Annotated in this window: 18 protein-coding genes; 10 read left to right on the forward strand and 8 right to left on the reverse strand. The window is 70.2% G+C overall.

Annotated features, from left to right (window positions below; translation table 11 throughout):
• Positions 1 to 18 precede the first annotated feature (18 nt).
• Positions 19 to 2,214, forward strand: a complete 2,196-nt coding sequence (locus EXE48_RS15250; protein WP_137711974.1) for a DUF7527 domain-containing protein — start codon at positions 19 to 21, stop codon at positions 2,212 to 2,214.
• 79 nt (positions 2,215 to 2,293) lie between these two features.
• On the opposite strand, the gene EXE48_RS15255 is transcribed toward EXE48_RS15250, so the two are convergent.
• Positions 2,294 to 2,599 carry a hypothetical protein gene (locus EXE48_RS15255; protein WP_004045854.1) on the reverse strand — a complete coding sequence of 102 codons (306 nt, stop codon included), beginning with the start codon at positions 2,597 to 2,599 and terminating at the stop codon, positions 2,294 to 2,296.
• A 295-nt stretch (positions 2,600 to 2,894) separates the two neighbouring features.
• On the opposite strand from EXE48_RS15255, the gene EXE48_RS15260 reads away from it, so the two are divergent.
• Both EXE48_RS15260 and EXE48_RS15265 read left to right on the forward strand, forming a co-directional pair.
• Entirely contained in the window at positions 2,895 to 4,247 is a 1,353-nt protein-coding gene (locus tag EXE48_RS15260) for an adenylosuccinate synthase (protein ID WP_137711975.1), read from the forward strand.
• A 72-nt stretch (positions 4,248 to 4,319) separates the two neighbouring features.
• Positions 4,320 to 5,129, forward strand: a complete 810-nt coding sequence (locus EXE48_RS15265) for a hypothetical protein (RefSeq protein WP_053771213.1) — start codon at positions 4,320 to 4,322, stop codon at positions 5,127 to 5,129.
• 23 nt (positions 5,130 to 5,152) lie between these two features.
• Here EXE48_RS15265 and EXE48_RS15270 read toward each other — a convergent pair whose 3' ends face one another.
• On the reverse strand, positions 5,153 to 6,016 hold the full coding sequence (locus tag EXE48_RS15270) for an aldo/keto reductase (protein ID WP_137711976.1): 864 nt from the start codon (positions 6,014 to 6,016) through the stop codon (positions 5,153 to 5,155).
• Between the two features lie 140 nt (positions 6,017 to 6,156).
• Between EXE48_RS15270 and EXE48_RS15275 the strand changes: the two genes are divergently transcribed.
• The 4 genes from EXE48_RS15275 (at position 6,157) to EXE48_RS15290 (ending at position 9,887) form a co-directional block, all read left to right on the forward strand.
• Positions 6,157 to 6,645, forward strand: a complete 489-nt coding sequence (locus EXE48_RS15275; protein ID WP_053771215.1) for an Lrp/AsnC family transcriptional regulator — start codon at positions 6,157 to 6,159, stop codon at positions 6,643 to 6,645.
• Positions 6,642 to 7,781: a pyridoxal phosphate-dependent aminotransferase gene (locus tag EXE48_RS15280; protein WP_053771216.1), complete on the forward strand. Its 1,140-nt coding sequence runs from the start codon at positions 6,642 to 6,644 to the stop codon at positions 7,779 to 7,781. The genes EXE48_RS15275 and EXE48_RS15280 overlap by 4 nt, the downstream gene beginning before the upstream one ends.
• Before the next feature lie 133 nt (positions 7,782 to 7,914).
• Entirely contained in the window at positions 7,915 to 9,069 is a 1,155-nt protein-coding gene (locus EXE48_RS15285; protein ID WP_137711977.1) for an acyl-CoA dehydrogenase family protein, read from the forward strand.
• Between the two features lie 65 nt (positions 9,070 to 9,134).
• Entirely contained in the window at positions 9,135 to 9,887 is a 753-nt protein-coding gene (locus EXE48_RS15290; protein WP_137711978.1) for a sensor histidine kinase, read from the forward strand.
• A 45-nt stretch (positions 9,888 to 9,932) separates the two neighbouring features.
• On the opposite strand, the gene msrB is transcribed toward EXE48_RS15290, so the two are convergent.
• Positions 9,933 to 10,343 (reverse strand): peptide-methionine (R)-S-oxide reductase MsrB, encoded by a 411-nt coding sequence (msrB, locus tag EXE48_RS15295; RefSeq protein ID WP_053771219.1) that lies wholly within the window; start codon positions 10,341 to 10,343, stop codon positions 9,933 to 9,935.
• Positions 10,344 to 10,450: 107 nt separating this feature from the next.
• Here msrB and EXE48_RS15300 point away from each other — a divergent pair, with 107 nt between their 5' ends.
• On the forward strand, positions 10,451 to 10,687 hold the full coding sequence (locus EXE48_RS15300) for a CDGSH iron-sulfur domain-containing protein (protein ID WP_053771220.1): 237 nt from the start codon (positions 10,451 to 10,453) through the stop codon (positions 10,685 to 10,687).
• A gap of 31 nt (positions 10,688 to 10,718) precedes the next feature.
• Here EXE48_RS15300 and EXE48_RS15305 read toward each other — a convergent pair whose 3' ends face one another.
• Positions 10,719 to 11,804, reverse strand: coding sequence for a DNA topoisomerase IV subunit A (locus EXE48_RS15305; RefSeq protein ID WP_053771221.1), 1,086 nt, complete (start codon positions 11,802 to 11,804; stop codon positions 10,719 to 10,721).
• On the reverse strand, positions 11,805 to 14,246 hold the full coding sequence (locus EXE48_RS15310; protein WP_137711979.1) for a DNA topoisomerase VI subunit B: 2,442 nt from the start codon (positions 14,244 to 14,246) through the stop codon (positions 11,805 to 11,807).
• A 256-nt stretch (positions 14,247 to 14,502) separates the two neighbouring features.
• Between EXE48_RS15310 and EXE48_RS15315 the strand changes: the two genes are divergently transcribed.
• Together EXE48_RS15315 and EXE48_RS15320 are read left to right on the forward strand one after the other, a co-directional pair.
• The gene (locus EXE48_RS15315) at positions 14,503 to 15,576 is read left to right on the forward strand and encodes a hypothetical protein (RefSeq protein ID WP_199236408.1); all 1,074 of its coding nucleotides are present in this window, start codon (positions 14,503 to 14,505) and stop codon (positions 15,574 to 15,576) included.
• 95 nt (positions 15,577 to 15,671) lie between these two features.
• Complete coding sequence (locus EXE48_RS15320; protein ID WP_077152263.1) at positions 15,672 to 16,631, forward strand: oxidoreductase; 960 nt, start codon at positions 15,672 to 15,674, stop codon at positions 16,629 to 16,631.
• A 55-nt stretch (positions 16,632 to 16,686) separates the two neighbouring features.
• Here the strand turns inward: EXE48_RS15320 and EXE48_RS15325 are convergent, their stop codons facing one another.
• The 3 genes from EXE48_RS15325 to EXE48_RS15335 form a co-directional block, all read right to left on the reverse strand.
• Positions 16,687 to 17,226, reverse strand: a complete 540-nt coding sequence (locus EXE48_RS15325) for a hypothetical protein (protein ID WP_053771223.1) — start codon at positions 17,224 to 17,226, stop codon at positions 16,687 to 16,689.
• A gap of 117 nt (positions 17,227 to 17,343) precedes the next feature.
• A complete protein-coding gene (locus EXE48_RS15330) occupies positions 17,344 to 17,538 on the reverse strand; it encodes a cold-shock protein (protein WP_004045866.1) in 195 nt (64 codons plus the stop codon).
• 136 nt (positions 17,539 to 17,674) lie between these two features.
• Positions 17,675 to 18,445 carry an MOSC domain-containing protein gene (locus tag EXE48_RS15335; RefSeq protein ID WP_137704325.1) on the reverse strand — a complete coding sequence of 257 codons (771 nt, stop codon included), beginning with the start codon at positions 18,443 to 18,445 and terminating at the stop codon, positions 17,675 to 17,677.
• Positions 18,446 to 18,655 lie beyond the last annotated feature (210 nt).

The following is an 18,655-nucleotide window of genomic DNA, read 5'->3' on the forward strand; positions in this document are numbered from 1 at the left end:
GGCGACGTAAACGCAAGGATGGACGCACAGCGACGGGAAGCGATCGCCGAGTGGGACGACCGCTCGTTCTCCGACGGGTTCGCGGGCCTCCGGCGGGTCGTCGACGACGGGTTCTCGGGGGCGGCGACCGACGGGACCGGATGGCTGTTCCTCGTCGACGGGCGCGTCGTCGGCGTCGTCGACGCGGCGCTCGACGCCTTCGCCGAGGCCTCCGGGACCGTCTATCGGGCCCCGGACGACGCGCTCCCCGTGCTCTTCGCCATGCAGGAGCTCGGCGGCGAGCCGCGGGCGAAGTACTACACCAAGGACACGCCGCTGGACGAGGCCGACCGCAAGCTCTCGCAGGGGGGATTCACCGGGTACATCGAGCTCTCGGAGAACGTCCTCTCCGGCGACTACTACGTCGCCTACACCGGCGGCGAGTCGATGGCGGCGGCGTACGTCGGCAACGCCCGGCGGCTGGAGACGGGCGACGACGCGTTCGACCTCGCCGCCGACGAGGTCGGGATCTACACGGTGTACGAGGTCGACCTCGACGTCCGGCCGCTCCCGGACGGCGACGGCGCGGGCGAGTCCGGCGCGGCCGCCGGATCCGACGCGGCGAGCGACGAGGCCGACGAATTGACCGACGAGCCGGCGAGCCCCGGGGCCGCCCCCGAGGCCGACGAAACCGACGATCAATCCGAGGCCCCCGGCGAGCCCGGCGACGACGGCGGGCGGGAAGACGGGCCGTCTCCGACGAACCGCTCGGACGAACCGAACGGCGTCAACGTGCGCACCGCGGAGAGCGACCGCGACGGCGCGGACCCGAGCGACGGCGCCGACGAGACGGACGGGCCGGCGTCCGACGCCGTCCGGATCGGTGACGCCGACTCGGACGGCCGCGACGGCGCGGCGGGCGCCGACCGGACGGGACGGGCGCCGGCCGATTCCGACGGCGCGGCCGCGTCGGACGCGGGCGCAGCGGACGGCGACGCCCCGGACTCCGACGACGTGTTCTCCGAGGAGGCCGAGTGGCGTGAACAGAAGTCGATCCCGGCGCTCGACCCCTCCGAGGCCGGCGGCGAGCCGCGTTCCGGCGGGGGGCGGCGCGGGGCGTCGTCGCAGCGCTCCCGTTCGGCGAACGACCGCGCCCGGACCGGGCGGAGCGGATCGGACGCGAACGGCGGCTCGCCCTCGCCGCGCGCCACCGAGACGCCGTCGTCGACCCCGTCGGCGGTGTCGAAGCGCGAGGCGGCGGCCGACGCCGACCCCGAGCGGGTGCGGAAGCTCGAGGCGGCCTTGGAGGAGACGGAGACGGAGCGACAGTCGCTCGCCGACGAGCGCGACCGCCTGGCGGCCGAGCGCGACGAGATCGAGTCGGAGCGCGACGAGCTGGCCGAGGCGGTCGACCGGCTCGAGTCCGAGGTCGAGGACCTCCGCGAGGAGCGCGACCGGCTCCGGGACGAGCTCTCGAACGCCAGGGAGCGGCTCCCGGACGCGGAGCGGACGCTCACGCCGGGCGAGGCGCGCGAGGGGACCAACCTGTTCATCAGGTACGACTCGAAGGAGGGCACGACGCTCGCCGACGCCCACGAGGGCGCCGCCGACCGGGAGGCGCTCCGCGAGAACCTCCGGGTCGAACACCACACGAGCTTCGAGACCGACGGCCTCGCGGTCGACGGCCGACCGTTCGAGGAGTTCCTCCAAGACACCATCGAGTACGGGTTCACCCGCTGGCTCGTCGAAGACCTCCCGTTCGAGGTCCGCGGCACCGGCAACGAGGGGACGCTCCGCGACCTCTACGACGCGCTCCCCGAGGTCGACCGCGCCGAGATCGGCGGGACGGTGTCGATCGCGATCCGGGAGGGGGGCGAGGAGACCCGCGAGCAGCGGGCGTTCGACCTCGTGTTGCGCGACCGGATGGGCCACCCGCTGTTCGTCGCGGACCTGAACGACAGCCGGGACCCGACCGCGGAGGGGACGCTGGAGTCGCTCGTCGAGAACGGGCGCGACATCGCGGCGTCGAACGAGACGTTCGCGGGGGCGTTCGCGGTGACGGAGAGCTTCTTCGAGCCGGGGGCCCTAGAGACAGCGAGCGACGCGGTCGGCGGGGGCCTGTTCAGCCGGTCGAAGCGCGCGAGCTTCGTGAAGCTCTCGCGCAAGCAGGGGTATCACCTGTGTCTCGTGGAGGCGCGCGACGGCGGGTTCCACATGACGGTCCCCGACCTGTAACCGCGGGGAAAGCGTCGGGAGTAGCTCGCGGAGAACGGAAGCGCGGCAGGTGCGTCGGCGGGCGAAATCGAAGTTCCGATCAGTTCTCGAGCTCGGCGGCGTCGTCGATCCGCATGGACCCGAGCTTATCGACGGTCTCGTCGAGCTTCTCGTCGAGCTCGTCGACGAACTCGTGCGTACGCTCCGTGGTGATGGCGCCCTGACTGGACGGCTCGATGAGGTTCTCCTCCTCGAGGACGCGCAGCGAGTACCGGACCTTGTGGTGCGGGTAGCCGGTCTCGTTCGACATCTTCACGATGCCGATCGGCTCGTTTTCGATGACCATCCGCAGGACCTGGAGGTGACGTTCCAGCATGTCTACCTCCTTCTCTAGTCGATCTATCATGGCACATGTTAACTCGTCATGCCCCCGTTTAAAAGTTGCTGTCGACGGCCGCGGAGGCCCGCTCAGATCGCACGCTTTCACGTGGGAGTAATTAACGTGTTCGATCGCGGCGCGGCTGCGGAGAACACGCACGGTCCGAGCGCGAACGGTAACACCGATCGCGAACGATGCGGGGAGTAAATACACAAACAAGCGTATTCTCTCTGATATACGGGCTTTTCGATCCACATTTGTGGTAGTCTCACGGTCACAGACCGTAATCTGTTTTACCCCTCGCGGGGAATCGGCAGGTCGTATGACACTCACCATCGTCGGCTCCCAGCTCGGCGACGAGGGCAAGGGCGCCCTCGTCGACCGGTGGGGAGGGGACGCGGACGTCGTAGTCCGTTATCAGGGCGGCGACAACGCCGGCCACACCGTCGTCGAAGGCGGCGCGGAGTACAAGCTCTCCCTGGTTCCCAGCGGCGCGGTCCGGGGAACGGTCGGAGTCTTGGGCAACGGCTGCGTCGTCAACCCGCGCACGCTGTTCACCGAGATCGACGACCTGCGCGAGCGGGGGCTCGACCCCGACGTGCGCGTCGCCCGCCGGGCGCACGTCATCATGCCGTACCACCGCGTGCTCGACGGCATCGAGGAGGAGGTGAAGGCCGACGACGACGCCGGCGACGAGGTCGGCACGACCGGGCGCGGCATCGGCCCGACCTACGAGGACAAGGCCGGCCGCCGCGGGATCCGGGTCGCGGACCTGCTCGATCCCGACGCGCTCCGCGAGAAGCTCGACTACGTCGTCCCGCAGAAGCGCGCGCTCGTCGAGGACGTGTACGGGATCGGCCTCGCCGCCGACGACCGCGCCGAGGCCTTCGACGTCGACGCGCTCCACGAGGAGTTCGCCGCGATCGGCGAGCGCCTCGCCGACGAGGGGATGACCGTCAACTGCTCGGACTTCCTCCACCGCCGCCGCGAGGCGGGCGACGCGATCGTCTTCGAGGGCGCGCAGGGGACCCACATCGACGTCGACCACGGGAACTACCCGTTCGTCACCTCCTCGAACCCGACGGCCGGCGCCGCCGCGGTCGGCTCCGGCGTCGGCGTCACGACCGTCGGCGACGGCGAGGTCGTCGGGATCGTGAAGGCGTACCTCTCGCGCGTCGGCGAGGGCCCGCTCCCGACCGAACTCGACGGCGACGCCGACGAGGAGACGCTCGCCGACGAGATCAGGGAGAAGGGCGGCGAGTTCGGCACCGTCACCGGGCGCCCGCGCCGGATCGGCTGGCTCGACCTCCCGATGCTCCGGCACTCCGCGCGCGTCTCCGGATTCACCGGCGTCGCCGTCAATCACGTCGACGTGCTCGCCGGTCTCGACGAGCTGAAGGTCTGTACGGGCTACGAGCTCGACGGAACGGAGCTCGACACCGTGCCGACCACCACCGACCGGTGGGGGCGGTGCGAGCCGATCTACGAGACGCTCGACACGTGGGAGCCGTTCGACTCGGCCGCGGTCGCCGAGGCGGGCTACGACGCCCTCCCCGAGGCCGCCCGCGAGTACTTGGAACTGCTCGCCGACGAGATCGACACCCCGGTGTACGCCGTCGGCGTCGGTCCCGACCGCGAGGAGACGGTCGAGCTGACGAACCCGTTCGACGAGTAGCTCGGTCGCCGGCACCGCCTCCGTCGCCTCGCGCCGAAGCCGTTTTCAGTTCCGCGACGCCCAGTCGTCGGTATGTCGCAGCCCTCCAGCGGTCCCGCCGCCCCCGACCCGCCGGACACGCTCGTCGAACGTGTCGCCTCGCAGCTCCCCCGGGTGCTCCCGCTCGCGCTGGTTCCGCTCGCGACGGCGCTGCTGCGCGCTCGGGACCTCGTCGCGACGGGGCGAACGAACGGGTTCTCCCTGCGCGCGTCGTTCCCGGTGTACCGGTACGACCTCTGGAGCTTCGTCGACGCGCCCCGCGGCGGCGGGGTGACGGTGTCGCTCCCGTACGGGTCGCTCGACCCCCTGCCGCTCCTCGTCCCCGTGATCGGCGCGTACGTCGTCGTCTCCGGCGCGCTCAGCGCGGGGTACTTCGGGAGCGTCGCGGCCGCGATCACGACCGGCCGGTACGACTTCGTCGCGGCCGTCCGCCGGTTCGGCGTCCGGTTCGTCCTCCTCGAAGCGCTCGTCGTCGTCGCGCTCGGGGGTCTCTTCATCCCGCTGCTCCTCTTCCCGCCGCTGTTCGTGGTCGCGGTGTTGGCGGCGCTCGTCGTCTCCTACCTGTACTTCCCGACCGCCTACGTCCTCACGCTGGAGGACAGAGACATCGCGTCGGCGGCGCGGCGGGCCCGGGCGCTCGTCGACGACCACCGACCGCTCGGGTTCTTCCTCGCCGTCGCGGTCGTCACGGCGGTCTGTTCGGTCCCCGTGAGCCTGCTCGCGCACGCCGGTCCGGGCGGCGCGGTCGCGGCCGCGGTCGCCGCCGCGCCGCTCGGACTCGCGTTCAACGTCGCGACCGCGCTGAAGGTCGCCGAGATGGCCGGGACGGAGACCGTCGAGTGAGCGACGAGGGCGGGTCTCGGCGCTTACTGCGGGTCGACGTCGTTCAGCGCCGTCAGGTCCTCGTCGGTCAGCGACAGCTCCGCAGCGGCGAGGTTGGATTCGAGGTGCTCGACGCTCGACGTGCCCGGGATCGGAAGCGTCACGTCGGAGTGGTCGAGCAGCCACGCGAGCGACACCTGCTGGGGCGTGGCGTCCCGCCGCTCGGCGACCTCGTCGAGCACCGGCCCGGCCTCGTCGTCGTCGACGGCGTACATCGGACCCCACGGGATGAATCCGACGCCGTGGTCCTCGCAGGCGGCCAGCACGTCCTCGTCGTCGCGGTGGCCGACGTTGTAGCGGTTCTGGACGGTGGCGACGTCGACGATCTCCAGCGCCGTCTCCAGCTGCTCGACGGTGACGTTCGAGAGGCCGACGTGCGCGACCTGCCCGGCGTCTTTCATCTCCGCGAACGCGTGGACCGAGTCCTCGAAGTCGGTGTCGGGGTCCGGACGGTGGTACTGATAGAGGTCGATCGTGTCCGTCCCGAGCCGGTCGAGGCTACACAGCACCTGATTCTTCAGGAAGTCCGGGTCGCCGTGGGGGAGCCACTCGCCCTCGCGGTTGCGGAGCAGCCCGGCCTTCGAGGCGACGACCACGTCGTCGGGGTCGCCGAGCGCCTCGCCGATCAGCCGCTCGGAGACGCCCGGCCCGTAGGAGTCGGCGGTGTCGACGAAGTCGACGCCGCGGTCGACCGCCCGCCGGAGCACCGCCTTCGCCGCCTCCTCGTCGTCGGGGCGCCCGATGATGTCCTCGCCGGTGACCCACATCGCGCCGAAGCCGAGCCGGTTGACCGGGAGCTCGCCGCCGATGTCGAACGTCTCGCTCCTGCCGGTGGTGTCTGAAGCCATGGGCGGCGGTTCGCGTGCCATTCGGAAAGCGGTGAGGGTGCCGGAAACGGACGCGCCGTGACGGCGTCGGGCGCCGCCCCGGGACTCGCCCGTGTTGCGTCCGTCGCTACTCATAAACCGCCCCCGCGCGATCGTCGGGTATGGACGCCGAGCGCGAGGTACTCGACGTGTTGGCGCGGAACGCCCGCGAGGACATCGACGACATCGCGGCCCAGACGGGCCTCGACGCGGCGGCGGTAGCGGACGCGATCGACGCGCTGGAGGCGGACAACGTCGTCCACGGCTACCAAGCCGTGGTCGACTGGGACCGCGTCGAGGAGGGGAAGATCCGCGCCGTCGTCGAGATCAACGTCGAGCTCGACCGCGAGACGGGGTACGAGCAGGTGGCCGACCGGATCGCGAAGTTCCCCGCGGTCGACGCCTTACACCTCGTCTCCGGCGACTACGACTTCGCCGTCGAGGTGCTCGGCGAGACGATGCAGGACGTCTCCGAGTTCATCTCCGAGCAGGTCGCGCCGATGCCCGAGGTCACCCAGACGGTGACCCACTACATCATGGAGACGTACAAGGACGGCGGGATCCGGTTCGAGGACGGCGACGACGACGACCGCCTCTCCGTGTCGCCATGAGGCTCTCGAACCGCGCGCGCACCCTCCCGGAGTCGGGGATCCGGAAGTTCTTCGAGCTCGCGGAGGCGCGCGACGACGTCATCTCGCTGGGGGTCGGCGAGCCCGACTTCTCGGCGCCGTGGGCCGCCCGCACCGCCGCGATCGACTCGCTGGAGCGGGGCAAGACCTCCTACACCGCGAACCGCGGCATGGCCGCGCTCCGCGAGCGGATCGCCGCGCACCACGAGCGCTACGACCAGTCGTACCAGCCCGAGTCGGAGGTGCTCGTCACGACCGGCGCGAGCGAGGCGGTCGACCTCGCCTTCCGGGCGCTGGTCGACCCCGGCGACACCGTCGCGGTCCACGAGCCGACGTACATCTCCTACGGCCCGGGGATCGAGCTGGCGGGCGGCGAGCGGCTGACGGTCCCGACGCGCGCCGCGGACGACTTCGCGCTCACCCGGGAGTCGCTGGCGGCCGCGGGCGCCGCCGAGGCCGACCTGCTCGTGCTCTGTTACCCGAACAACCCGACCGGCGCGACGATGACCGACGAGCAGCTCGCCGAGGTGGCGGCGTTCTGTCGGGACGAGGACCTCCGCGTCGTCGCCGACGAGATATACGCCGCGCTCACCTACGGGACCGACCATGCCTCGATCGTCACGCAGCCGGGGATGCGCGAGCGCACCGTCGTCGTCAACGGGTTCTCGAAGGCGTACGCGATGACCGGGCTCCGCCTCGGGTACGCGCTGGGCCCGACCGACGCGATCGACGCGATGAACCGGATCCACCAGTACACGATGCTGTCGGCGCCGACGACGCCGCAGTACGCCGCGGTCGAGGCCTTGGACCGCTGCGACGACGAGGTCGCGGAGATGGTCGAGGAGTACAACCGCCGCCGCCGCCTCGTGGTCTCCCGGTTCAACGAGATGGGCCTCGACACGTTCGAACCGGGGGGCGCGTTCTACGCGTTCCCCGAGTGCGGCGGCGACGACGAGGCGTTCGCCGAGGCGTTGCTGGAGGCCGAGGGCGTTGCCGTCGTCCCGGGATCCGTCTTCGGCGCGGGCGGCGAGGGCCACCTGCGCGTCTCGTACGCCACCTCGATGCGCGAACTGAAGGAGGCGACCGACCGGATCGCCGCGTTCGTCGAGGGTCGCTGACCCCGCAACGCGGCTCCGGGCACGAGTCGGTCGCCGCGGTCTCTCCGTGCCCCTGCGAACCTAAACGAACAACTCTTCGCAGATTGTTCCACGTTCGCTAACGATTATCACGCTCGATCCTGATAGTCCGCGTATGGAGTTCCAGCTAACGGACGAGCAGAAGCAGCTGCGCGAGGAGGTCCGGAAGTTCGCCGACGAGGAGATCCGACCGGTCGCGACCGAATACGACGTCGAGGAGTCGTACCCGCACGAGGTCATGGACGAGGCGGCCGACATGGGGCTGCTCGCGCCGCACGTCCCGGTCGAGTACGGCGGGATCGGCTACTCGTCGCTGGAGAACGCCATCCTCACCGAGGAGCTGTTCGCGGCCGACCCCGGCATCGGGCTCTGTATCTCCAGCGCCGGCTTCGGCGCGGAGGCGCTCATGGAGTTCGGCACGGAAGCGCAGAAGGAGCGCGTCCTCCCCGAGGTGACCGCGGGCGACGCGGTGATGGGCTCGGCCATCTCGGAGCCGCAGGCGGGCTCGGACGTGACGAGCGTCGCCACCCGCGCGGAGAAGGACGGCGACGAGTGGGTGATCAACGGCTCGAAGATGTGGATCACGAACGGCACCGTCGCGGACTACTTCGTCGTCGTCTGCGAGACGGACCCGGACATCGACGACCGCTACTCGGGCTACTCGCAGATCCTCGTCGAGGGCGACCGCGACGGGCTCACCCGCGATAAGATAACCGGCAAGCTCGGGATCCGCGCGAGCGACACCGCCGAGCTGCGCTTCGACGACGTGCGCGTCCCGGAGGAGAACCTCATCGGCCAGCGCGGGATGGGCTTTTTACAGCTCATGCAGTTCTTCGACGAGACCCGCACCGCGGTCGCCGCGCAGAGCGTCGGCATCGCCCGCGGCGCCGCCGAGCGGGCGCTGGAGTACGCCGAGGAGCGCGAGCAGTTCGGGCGCTCCATCTCCGACTTCCAAGCGATCAAACACAAGCTCGCGGAGATGCACACCAACACCGAGGCCGCGCGCTGGCTCACCTACCGCTCGGCGTGGGCGGTCGACAACGAGGCCGGCGACCTCACCGCGCTCGCGTCGATGGCCAAGGAGTTCGCCTCCAGGACCGCGGTCGAGGTCGCCGACGAGGCGGTTCAGATCCACGGCGGCGCCGGCTTCGTCAACGACCACGACGTCGAGCGGCTCTACCGCGACGCGAAGATCACCCAGATCTACGAGGGCACCACGGAGATCCAGAAGAACATCGTCGCCCGCGAGCTGCTCGACGAGGGGATGTAGCCTATCGTCGGAGCGCCCCCCACCGGATCGGTATGTAAAAGCGACGAGGGTCCGTACCGTCCCGTATGGGCGAGGAGGCGAACGCCGACGTGGACGCCGACGGGGCGGCCGAGGCCCCCCGCGATCAGGACCCCGAAGAGCGGCTCAAGCGCCAGCGCGACGACTTACGGCTGCTGAACCAGGTGATGCGCCACGACATCCGCAACGACCTCCAGCTCGTCGGGGCGTACGCCGAGCTGCTCGACGACCACGTCGACGAGGAGGGGGAGAAGTACTTAGACGTGATCAAGCGCAACACCCAGAGCGCCGTCTCGCTCACGACGACGGTCCGCGACCTCGCGGAGGTGATGCTCCGCGAGGACGCCGAGCCGAGCCGAGTCACGCTCGACCGGGTCCTCTCGCAGCAGGTGGAGGAGGTCCGGTCGGGGTACTCGGAGGCCGTCTTCACCGTCGAGGGGTCGTACCCCGAGGTGGAGGTCGTCGGCGACGAGATGCTGAGCTCCGTGTTCCGCAACCTCTTGCGGAACGCGGTCCAGCACAACGACAAGACGCCGCCGACGGTGGCGGTGTCCGCGTCCGTCGACGAGGCCGCGGGCGTCGCCGAGGTCCGAGTCGCCGACAACGGGCCGGGCGTCCCCAAGGACCAGCGCGACGAGATATTCGGGAAGGGAGAGAAGGGGCTCGACAGCCCGGGCGCGGGGATCGGGCTGTACCTCGTGCGGTCGCTCGTCGAGACCTACGGGGGCGACGTGTGGGTCGAGGACAACGACCCCGAGGGCGCCGTCTTCGTCGTCAGGCTCCCGCTGTGTGAGTCCTGACGGCGACGCGGAGCGCCCCGTGGGTCTCGCCTCCTCCCGCCGCGCTTACTCCTCGTCGTACTCCATCGCGACCGAGTTGATGCAGAAGCGCTTCCCAGTCGGCTCCGGGCCGTCGTCGAACACGTGTCCGAGGTGGGAGTCGCAGTTCGCGCACCGGACCTCGGTGCGGCGCATCCCGTGGCTGGTGTCGACGTGCGTCGTCACGGAGTCCTCCTCGGCGGCGTAGAAGGCCGGCCACCCGCAGCCGGACTCGTACTTCGTCTCCGCCTCGAAGAGGACGGTGCCGCAGGCGCGACAGCGGTACTCCCCGTCGTCGGGCTGGTGGTCGACGTACTCGCCGGAGAACTTCGCCTCCGTGCCGCTCTCGCGGAGCACGCGGTACTCCTCCTCGGAGAGTCGCTCGCGCCACTCGTCGTCCGTCAGCTCGCTCGGGTCCCGCTCGTCGGTCTCGCTCATACCACCGATACGGACCCCACGGGCAAGGGGGTTGCGGCGGTCGGGCGGCGAAGGCGGCGCCTCGACGCCGCCGCAACCGGTTTCCCGCTCGGGCCGGATCGGTCGACATGGCGCGCGAAGTCACGCACGAGGAGCGGGGCCCGGCGGTTCTCGACGACGAGGACAAGGGCGACGACGGCCTGATCTACGTCTGTCGGTGCGGCCTGTCGGACTCGAAGCCGCTCTGTGACGGGTCCCACAGGGCGACGGCCGACGAGGCGGACGGCGTCGTCTACAAGTACGCGGACGACGACCCCGACGGCGAGCGGCGGGAGATAGCGGGCATCGACTACGAGGACGAGTAGCGCGGGGCGCCGTCGAGGACGGCGGTCGCGCCTACAGCACGCCCATCTCCCCGAGCCGCTCGGGGAGGTAGGTGTCGGTGACGAAGTCGAGCCCGCGGCTCGCGAGCGACTGCTGCTCGGACTTCTTCCCGATGTCGAGCTGGAGCTCGATCTGTTCCTCCCAGTAGTCGGTCTGGAAGCGCGGGTCCTCTAACTCCGATTCGAGGGCGTTGATGTCGGAGTCGGAGAGCGGGTCCGAGGGGAGGTCGTACTCGACGATGTCCTCGGGCTGGATCCCGATGAACCGCGCCTCGGGCGTCGCGAGGTACTTCGAGAGGTGCGCGGACTTGATCGAGCCGTACGCCACGGAGCCGTAGATCCGGTACGACCACGGGTCGCCGTCGGTGAACACAACGACCGGGAGGTCGAGCTCGTCGCGGAAGCGCTTCGTCAGCCGCCGCGTGGCGCGCGCCGGCTGCCCGCCGAGGTGGACGACGAGGGCGTCGTGTTCCTCGTCGAACCCGTTCTCGACGAGCCGGTCGCGCATGCCGCCGGTCTCCACGCAGAGGACGAACTCGGCGTCGTTGTCGAGGAACTCGATGGTGTCGGGGTTGTTGGGGATCTGGTAGCCGCCCTGTCCCACGTCGAGCTGGCAGTGGATCTCGCGGTCGCCGCGGTTGGTCTGCTCGCGGATCTCCAGCGGGCCCATCACCTTCGCGCCCGACTCCTCCGGGCGCATGTGGAAGTCCTCGCGGGTGACGCCCGTGACGATTTCGAGGTCCTCCACGAGGTCGTTCGACTCGTCCTGCGAGGAGAACTGCGCCTCGTCGTTGTCCCACGACTCGGAGAGGTAGTACAGCTCACGCAGCGTCGACGAGCGGTCGTCGTCGAGCTGGTTCGCGAGGAACTCGATGGTGTAGGCGGCCTTCAACAGCTTGCGCGCGCCTCGCACCGAGTTCGCGCTGCGCGTCGACGTGCGGTCGCCGTAGGTCCAGACCCCGCTCTCGTCGTCGTACTCGATGTTGCTCTTCGTCCGCGTGGGGAGCGTCATCTCCGGGATCGACCCAGACGCGAACTGGTCGTAGAAGTCCGCCGCCAGGTCGATCAGCTCGTCTCGTGCGTCGCTTTCTGTCGTCATTTAGGCGTTCACCGTCAGTTTCTCCGTCTCCACGCCGCCGACGCTGACCTCGAACTCCGCGTCGCCGTCGACCGCGTACGTCAGTTCCCGCTCGTCGCCCGAGGGCACCTCGGGCTTCCACTGAACGAACCACTCGCCGTCCATGTCCACCGCCGTCCCGTCCGAGAGGTCGGTCGGCTCGGTCGAGACGATGTCCGTGATCTCCAGCCGCTCGTTCACGTCGGAGTGGTTCTCGACGACGAGCGTCACCGTTTCGCCGTTCACCTCGCGCTCGACGCTCACGTTGTTCATGATCCGCGCCAGGGCCCCGTCGATGTCGGGGCGCGGTCGGCCCGTGACCTCCGAGACCTTGTCGGCCATCTCGGGGAGGATCCGACCCAGCACGTCCTGTTTCTCCCGGCGCTGTTGCATCGAGCGCCGCTTGCTGAGGTACGACTTCAGCTCGCGGGCGGCCTCACGCACCGCGAGCTCTATCTCGTCTTCGATCTCCGGGACGTTCGCGAGCGCGTCCTTCGACTCGCTCGTGAACGGAACGTTGGTGGAGGCGACGTGAACGCTGATGACGGCCGGTCCGTTCGGCATCCCGGAGCCGCCGGGCTGGTCGAGCCCGTAGTTCCGCCACCCGATCCCCTTTATCACGTCCGTCGTCGCGCAGGCGCCGCGCTGGTAGACGAGCGGGACGCGGTTCGCGAACCGGAGCAGCTCCACCGAGCCGTCCGACGGGATATCCCCGCCGTAGGCGATGCCGGCCTCGACGATGAACGGGTCGCCGCCGTGGACGTCGGCGTCTCGGGTCGCGGCCGCGTAGAAGTCCGCGTCGTACTCCTTCCGGAGCCCGGCCTCGACCAGCTCCGCCGTGATCGGCGCGAGGCAGTCGGTCGGGGGGGCGAGGATGTCCGTGGTCCGCATCGCCTCCAGCAGGTCGGCTGCGGCGTCGCGGTCGCCCGCGATCGCCGTCACCTTCGGCGGGTCGTCCGGCACCGTCCGCGCCCGCGACCAGAACGCCTCGACCACGTTCTCGCGCGCGGTCTCGCCGAAGGTCGCGTCGCGCTGCTCGGCGACGAACGACGCCGCGTCCGCGACGAGCCGTTCGAGGTCGTCGCGGGTGATCCGGAACGCCTCGCCGTCGAGGTTCTCGAACCGGCGCGCGAGCGCCTCCGCCATCGCCTGGACCGCCGCGTCGTCCTTCCGCGTCGACGTCGCCTCGTCGACGAGCGCGTACACGTCGGGGACGAGCGGCGACTCCGCATCGCCGTCCGACCCGCCGTCGTCCGCCTCGTCGCCGAGTCCGGTGACCGCTCGCCACGCGGCGTCGACCGCGTTCTCGCGGACGGTTCCGCCGAACGTCTTGCCGGTGTCGTCCGCGACGGTCTCGGCGGTGTTGTCGACGATCTCGGCGACCTCGGACCGTGCGACCCGGTCGTTGTTCCCCGCCGTCTCGGCGACGCCCTCGGCGAAGGCGGTCGTCGCCGCCTCGCCCTTGTTCGCGACGGCCGCCGAGACCGCGGCCGCGACGTCGCGGTCGTCGTGGGCGCGCGGCGGCGACCAGGCGAGCTCTCGACCGTAGTACACGTCGCGGAAGTTGCCGATCACGCTGTCGGCGGTCTTCTTGCCGACCCGGGTGAACTCCTCCTGGAGGAACCCGGAGACGGAGTACGACTCGGTCGCCTCCAGCATCTTGATCAGCGTCCCGAGCTCGACGCCGTGCGGGTGCGGGCGGATCTCGTTCGTCTCCGCCGGCAGCTCGTCGGTCGCGCGCTCGAACTTCATCGGCTCGTCGAGCCCCGGCTCGCGGAGTTCGAGCCGCGCGTGCGGGTTGACGACCGCGGTGTGTTTCACGTAGTCGTGGAGCTGCTGGCGGGCGCGCATGTTCGCCTCCATCTCCAGCTCGATCCGGGTGCCGTGGGGGCGGTCCCACGTCGTCTCCTCGTCGGCCTGGATCTCCGGCTCGTTCGTGTCCGTGTCGATGATGAGCTCGAAGTACTGCGCCCGCGACTGGCCCTTCGGGCGCGAGGTGATCTTCGCCGGCTGACCGGAGGTCAGCTGCGAGTAGAGCACGGCCGCCGAGATGCCGATCCCCTGCTGCCCGCGCGACTGCTCGCGCGCGTGGAACCGGCTGCCGTACAGGAGCTTCCCGAACACCTTCGGGAGCTGTTCCTTCGTGATTCCCGGCCCGTTGTCCTCGATGACGAGCCGGTAGTAGTCGCTCACCTCCTCTATCTCGATGTAGATGTCGGGGAGGACGCCGGCCTCCTCGGTCGCGTCGAGGGCGTTGTCGACCGCCTCCTTGACGGCGGTGACGAGCCCGCGGGCGCCCGAGTCGAACCCGAGCATGTGTTTGTTCTTCTCGAAGAACTCGGCGATGGAGATCTCGCGCTGGCCCTCGGCCAGCTCCTCCGCGATCCCCTCCTCGTCGCCGATCGTCGACTGGAAGGACGTCATTCGGTATCCCTCCCTTCCCCCGAGGCACCTAAAAACGCACCGGCGGCGCAGTGGAAGTGGAGCCCGGCGTCAGACGCCGTCTCCTCCGGGTGTGTGGGTCGCTCTCGCGGAGGGGATCCGGGCGCCGCGAACCGCTCCCGCCGACGACGCCCGCTACGGCCCGCCCGTCGTTACTTTGAAATAATTTAAAATTATTTATCTGTGTGGCGCGGTGACGTGTTACGTGGTGACGACCGTGCCGGGAGGGAGTACACAGATGACCGACGACGACGCGAACGGCGAGGCGAATCGGGCGCGAAGCGCGGCGCTACCGCCGGCCGCGAACCGACGAGCGGTGCTCCGGGGCGTGGCCGCGACCGGCGCCGCCGCTATCTTGGGGTCGGGAACCGTCGCGGGCGACCCCGGACGGGGGCGAGGGAACGACCCGGACGGGGCGCCCGGCGGCGGGTTCCCGCCGAAGGGGATCACGACCTACGGGCGGAGCGTCGACCTCGGAAACGGGTCGGTCAGGCCGTTCACGACCGAGACGCCGTCGGGCGAGCCGAAGTACCACGGCGTGGAGTTCGAGCGGGCGGCGCTGGAGGGGCTTCCGAGCGCCGACGCGCTCGCGGCGGCCGACAACCGGGCCGAGACCGACAAGTACCGCACCGGCGGCCAGGCGACCGAGGTCCACTTCAAGCAGTCGCTCCAGTTCTTCGTCCCGTTCCCGGACGCGGCGGAGACCCCGTTCACGTTCCTGGGGCTCAACTGGAACCCGGGCGGGCACTTCGGCGGCGCGGGCGCGTGGCTGAAGCCGCACTTCGACGTTCATTTCCACATGCTCGACCCGGCGAGAATCGACGCCGTCGAGGGGCCGCGACTTCCGCCGTACGACACCGGGAACGGAGAGTACGAACCCGGTACCCCGCAGCCGGACTTCGACGGAGAGGTGACGGAGACGAACTTCGACTACGCCCAGCTTCCGGAGGGGTACGCGCGGTCGCCGCAGCCGGTCGCCGACCAGCGCTACATCACGGACATGGGCGAGCACACGGCCCCCGCGGACGCGCCGGAGCTCCCCGACGCTCCGGGCGAGCCGGGCGACCCCGACGCCTTCGACAACACGCTCATCCAGGGGTTCGTCGGCGACGCCGACTCGTCGCGGCTGGCGTTCGTCGAGCCGATGGTCACGCGCGAGTTCCTCCGGGACGCCGACGGAAACGAGACGTACGAGGTCCCGCAGCCGGATGTGTACCCGCACGAGCAGCGGCATCCGACCCAGTACGGGGTCCGCGACGTACCCTCGAAGGACGCGGTCGCTGTGATGTTGAGCGGGTTCGAGCCGGTCTGATCGCGGAGCCGCCACTCGTTCGTTTCAGAGCGTCGCCCGTAGGCGTCGGTTCGCCCGCCGACAGGTTTCTCACTGCGACGCCCCATTCTCGATCCATGACGGACTGGACGGCCGACGAGATGCCGCGACTGGACGGGAAGACGGTGGTCGTCACCGGCGCGAACAGCGGGCTCGGCTACGCGGGCACGCGAGAGTTCGCCGCGAAGGGCGCGACCGTCGTGATGGCGTGTCGGAGCGTCGAGCGCGCCGAGGACGCGGCCGACGAGATCCGGTCCGAGGTCCGGGGAAGCCTCGACGGCGACCTCGACGTCCGCGAGTGCGACCTCGCCTCGCTCGACTCGGTGCGGGCGTTCGCGGAGGGGCTGGCGGACGACTACGACGCCGTCGACGCCCTCTGTAACAACGCCGGCGTGATGGCCATCCCGCGGAGCGAGACCGAGGACGGGTTCGAGACGCAGTTCGGCGTCAACCACCTCGGCCACTTCGCGCTCACGGGGCGGCTGTTCGACCTCCTCGCCGACGCCGAGGGAATCGGCGGCGACGCGCGCGTCGTCACCCAGTCGTCCGGTGCCCACGAGCAGGGCGAGATGGACTTCTCCGACCTCAACTGGGAGCGCTCCTACGGGAAGTGGCGGGCGTACGGGCGCAGCAAGCTCGCGAACCTGCTGTTCGCCTACGAGCTCCAGCGCCGCCTCGACGCGGCCGACGACGAGGGGGACGGTCCGGGGATCCGCAGCGTCGCCTGCCACCCGGGTTACACGGACACGAACCTCCAGCTGCGCACCGCCGAGGAGAGCGGGAACCCCCTGATGAAGGTCGGGATGAAGGCCGCGAACGCGGTGCTGGGCCAAGACGCCGACGTCGGGGTCGAGCCGATGCTGTACGCGGCGACGGCCGACGTCGACGGCGGCGCCTACGTCGAACCCGGCGGGCTGATGAACATGCGCGGGCACCCGACCGTGGGGCGCTCGAACGACGCCTCCTACGACCGCGACGACGCCCGGGAGCTCTGGGCGTACTCGACCGAGGCGACCGGCGTCGAGTACCCGTTGTAGGCGGTCGTCGAGCGTCGCCGCAACCGGCGCGGTCCCCGCGCACCGGTCCGTGGCGTCAGTGAAGCGTCCCCTCCCGGACGTGTGCGTCGTGCGCGAACAGCGCGTACCCTACGTCGACCGCGCGGTGTCCGGTCTCGGCGGCGATGTCGCGGATGGGTTCGATCATCGTCACGTAATCGTCGGCGTCGAACGACTCCTTCCGGCCCTCGAGGTAGCCGAGCCGCTCTAACGACGCCCAGACGCGCGTGTCGACGACGGCGTGGCGGTCGCCGTCGAGCGCCGCGAGCACGCACGAGGCGGTCGGCGCCTTGAAGCCGGCGAGACCGGTGATCAGGTGGATCGTCGAGAAGTCACCGTCCACGGCGCGGGCGTTCCGCGTCACCTCGCGGCACCGGGACTCGGGGTTCTTCTCGACGTGATAGGCGCTCCGAGTCGAGGACTCGTAGGCGATCTCGTACAGCTGCTCGCGCGTGAGGTGTCCCTGCGACCGGTACGCCTCGCCGAACTCCGCTAAGCGCTCCGGGAGGACGCCCTGGGTCTCGGCGTAGCGGTCGAGGTTCTCGGCGACGAACGCGTCGCGGTCGGCGGGCTCCATGGCCGGCGATTCGGGTCCGGCGACCAAAACGGCGGCGCCGCGGCTCGCGGTGATGATATACGGGGAACGCGTTTCGAGAGCTGTCCGAGTTCGTCGGTAGCGGATGCCGCGACCGAGCTACAGCCGAGTGAGGTTCGTCGCGCGCGGACCCTTGTCCGCCTCCTCGATCTCGAACTCTACCTCCTGTCCCTCCTCGAGGTCCGGGCCGCCGACGTCTTCCATGTGGAAGAACACGTCCTCGTCAGCGTCGTCAGTCTCGATGAATCCGTAGCCGCCGGTGTCGTTGAAGAAGTCGACCTTGCCTGTCGCCATCGCGTCCTAACTCTCTCCCGACGTGGTCATAAGTGTTGTGTGCTGCGGCAGACCGCAGTCACACGCGCTGTGGCGCGCGTATTCGGCCCATACGAAGGTCTCCGCCGCTCGATCGGCGGCGCTCGAGTGACGAGGCTCACTCGCGGACCGCGACCTCGTCGCCGACGCGGATCGTCTCCCCGCGGTGGCGTTCCGGGATCCGCGCGATGGTCGTCAGCGAGTAGTAGTGGTCGAACGCGTCCGCCTCGGCCCACTCGGGGAACGTCGCCTCGCGGCGCCGCACGAACCGCTCGCGGAACTCGGGGGTCGGCTCGCCGGTGTCGGGATCGCGTTCGGGGACGACGCACCGCCCGCACGGCGTCACGCCCTCGACGCGGACGCCGCCTATCTCGAACGCCGGCGCCCCCTCGCCGACGAACCGGTCCTCCCAGAACGCCGGGACGCCCGAGACCTCCACGTTCGCCCGGAGCCGGCGACGCGCGCCGTCGACGGTCACCCCGTCGAACCACGACGCGACCGCCTCCAGCGTCGCGGTGCTGACGACCGACGGGCCCATGTCCCGGCGGTCGACGTACCCGAGCGACTCGTCCCGCCTGAGCCGGAGGTCCGCGTCGAAGAAGTCGCCGAACCACGCTGCGGCGCGGGCCGGCTCAGCCTCCAGATCGAACCGCCGAACGGCCCCGTCGGGCGTCTCGACCCGCAGCGCGCCCGACTCGGGGTCGAAGTCGGTCGCGAGGTCGTGGACCCGGTCGGTCCGCTTCCCGTTGACGACATCGCCGTCGGCGTCGAACAGCGCGAACTCGCGGTCGCGTTCCAGCGTCCCGCCGTCGAGGACCCGTGCGGCCTCGACGTCGACCCCGTCTAACCCCTTCACCGGAAACACCGTGAGTCGCTCCACGCGAGCCATACCTCGGGGAGGGGCGCCGCGTCCAATAGCCTTCCGTCGACCGCGGTTTCGAAGACTCGCTCCCCCGCGGAGGCGGCGTCGTTCCGCTCGATCCCGGGCTCGGCGGATCTCGATCAGGCTCACGGCACCGAGATCGCTTTCGATCCGAAGAAATCGGCCGCTCGAACCTTTGGTTTCGAAGTGGAAAACGCACTAAGGGTGTAGCCCGTA

This window comes from Halorubrum sp. ASP1, assembly GCF_005435135.1.
Lineage (GTDB): Archaea > Halobacteriota > Halobacteria > Halobacteriales > Haloferacaceae > Halorubrum > Halorubrum tropicale.

Bases quoted from the DNA above. Each gene is read 5' to 3' on its own strand.
- EXE48_RS15325 (WP_053771223.1), bottom strand. From the start codon at position 17,226: ATGGAGCCCGCCGACCGCGACGCGTTCGTCGCCGAGAACCTCGACCGC.
- EXE48_RS15315 (WP_199236408.1), top strand. From the start codon at position 14,503: ATGACCGACGACGACGCGAACGGCGAGGCGAATCGGGCGCGAAGCGCG.
- EXE48_RS15305 (WP_053771221.1), bottom strand. From the start codon at position 11,804: ATGACGACAGAAAGCGACGCACGAGACGAGCTGATCGACCTGGCGGCG.
- EXE48_RS15260 (WP_137711975.1), top strand. From the start codon at position 2,895: ATGACACTCACCATCGTCGGCTCCCAGCTCGGCGACGAGGGCAAGGGC.
- msrB (WP_053771219.1), bottom strand. From the start codon at position 10,343: ATGAGCGAGACCGACGAGCGGGACCCGAGCGAGCTGACGGACGACGAG.
- EXE48_RS15265 (WP_053771213.1), top strand. From the start codon at position 4,320: ATGTCGCAGCCCTCCAGCGGTCCCGCCGCCCCCGACCCGCCGGACACG.
- EXE48_RS15320 (WP_077152263.1), top strand. From the start codon at position 15,672: ATGACGGACTGGACGGCCGACGAGATGCCGCGACTGGACGGGAAGACG.
- EXE48_RS15330 (WP_004045866.1), bottom strand. From the start codon at position 17,538: ATGGCGACAGGCAAGGTCGACTTCTTCAACGACACCGGCGGCTACGGA.
- EXE48_RS15300 (WP_053771220.1), top strand. From the start codon at position 10,451: ATGGCGCGCGAAGTCACGCACGAGGAGCGGGGCCCGGCGGTTCTCGAC.
- EXE48_RS15270 (WP_137711976.1), bottom strand. From the start codon at position 6,016: ATGGCTTCAGACACCACCGGCAGGAGCGAGACGTTCGACATCGGCGGC.
- EXE48_RS15280 (WP_053771216.1), top strand. From the start codon at position 6,642: ATGAGGCTCTCGAACCGCGCGCGCACCCTCCCGGAGTCGGGGATCCGG.
- EXE48_RS15250 (WP_137711974.1), top strand. From the start codon at position 19: ATGGACGCACAGCGACGGGAAGCGATCGCCGAGTGGGACGACCGCTCG.
- EXE48_RS15255 (WP_004045854.1), bottom strand. From the start codon at position 2,599: ATGATAGATCGACTAGAGAAGGAGGTAGACATGCTGGAACGTCACCTC.
- EXE48_RS15285 (WP_137711977.1), top strand. From the start codon at position 7,915: ATGGAGTTCCAGCTAACGGACGAGCAGAAGCAGCTGCGCGAGGAGGTC.
- EXE48_RS15335 (WP_137704325.1), bottom strand. From the start codon at position 18,445: ATGGCTCGCGTGGAGCGACTCACGGTGTTTCCGGTGAAGGGGTTAGAC.
- EXE48_RS15310 (WP_137711979.1), bottom strand. From the start codon at position 14,246: ATGACGTCCTTCCAGTCGACGATCGGCGACGAGGAGGGGATCGCGGAG.
- EXE48_RS15290 (WP_137711978.1), top strand. From the start codon at position 9,135: ATGGGCGAGGAGGCGAACGCCGACGTGGACGCCGACGGGGCGGCCGAG.
- EXE48_RS15275 (WP_053771215.1), top strand. From the start codon at position 6,157: ATGGACGCCGAGCGCGAGGTACTCGACGTGTTGGCGCGGAACGCCCGC.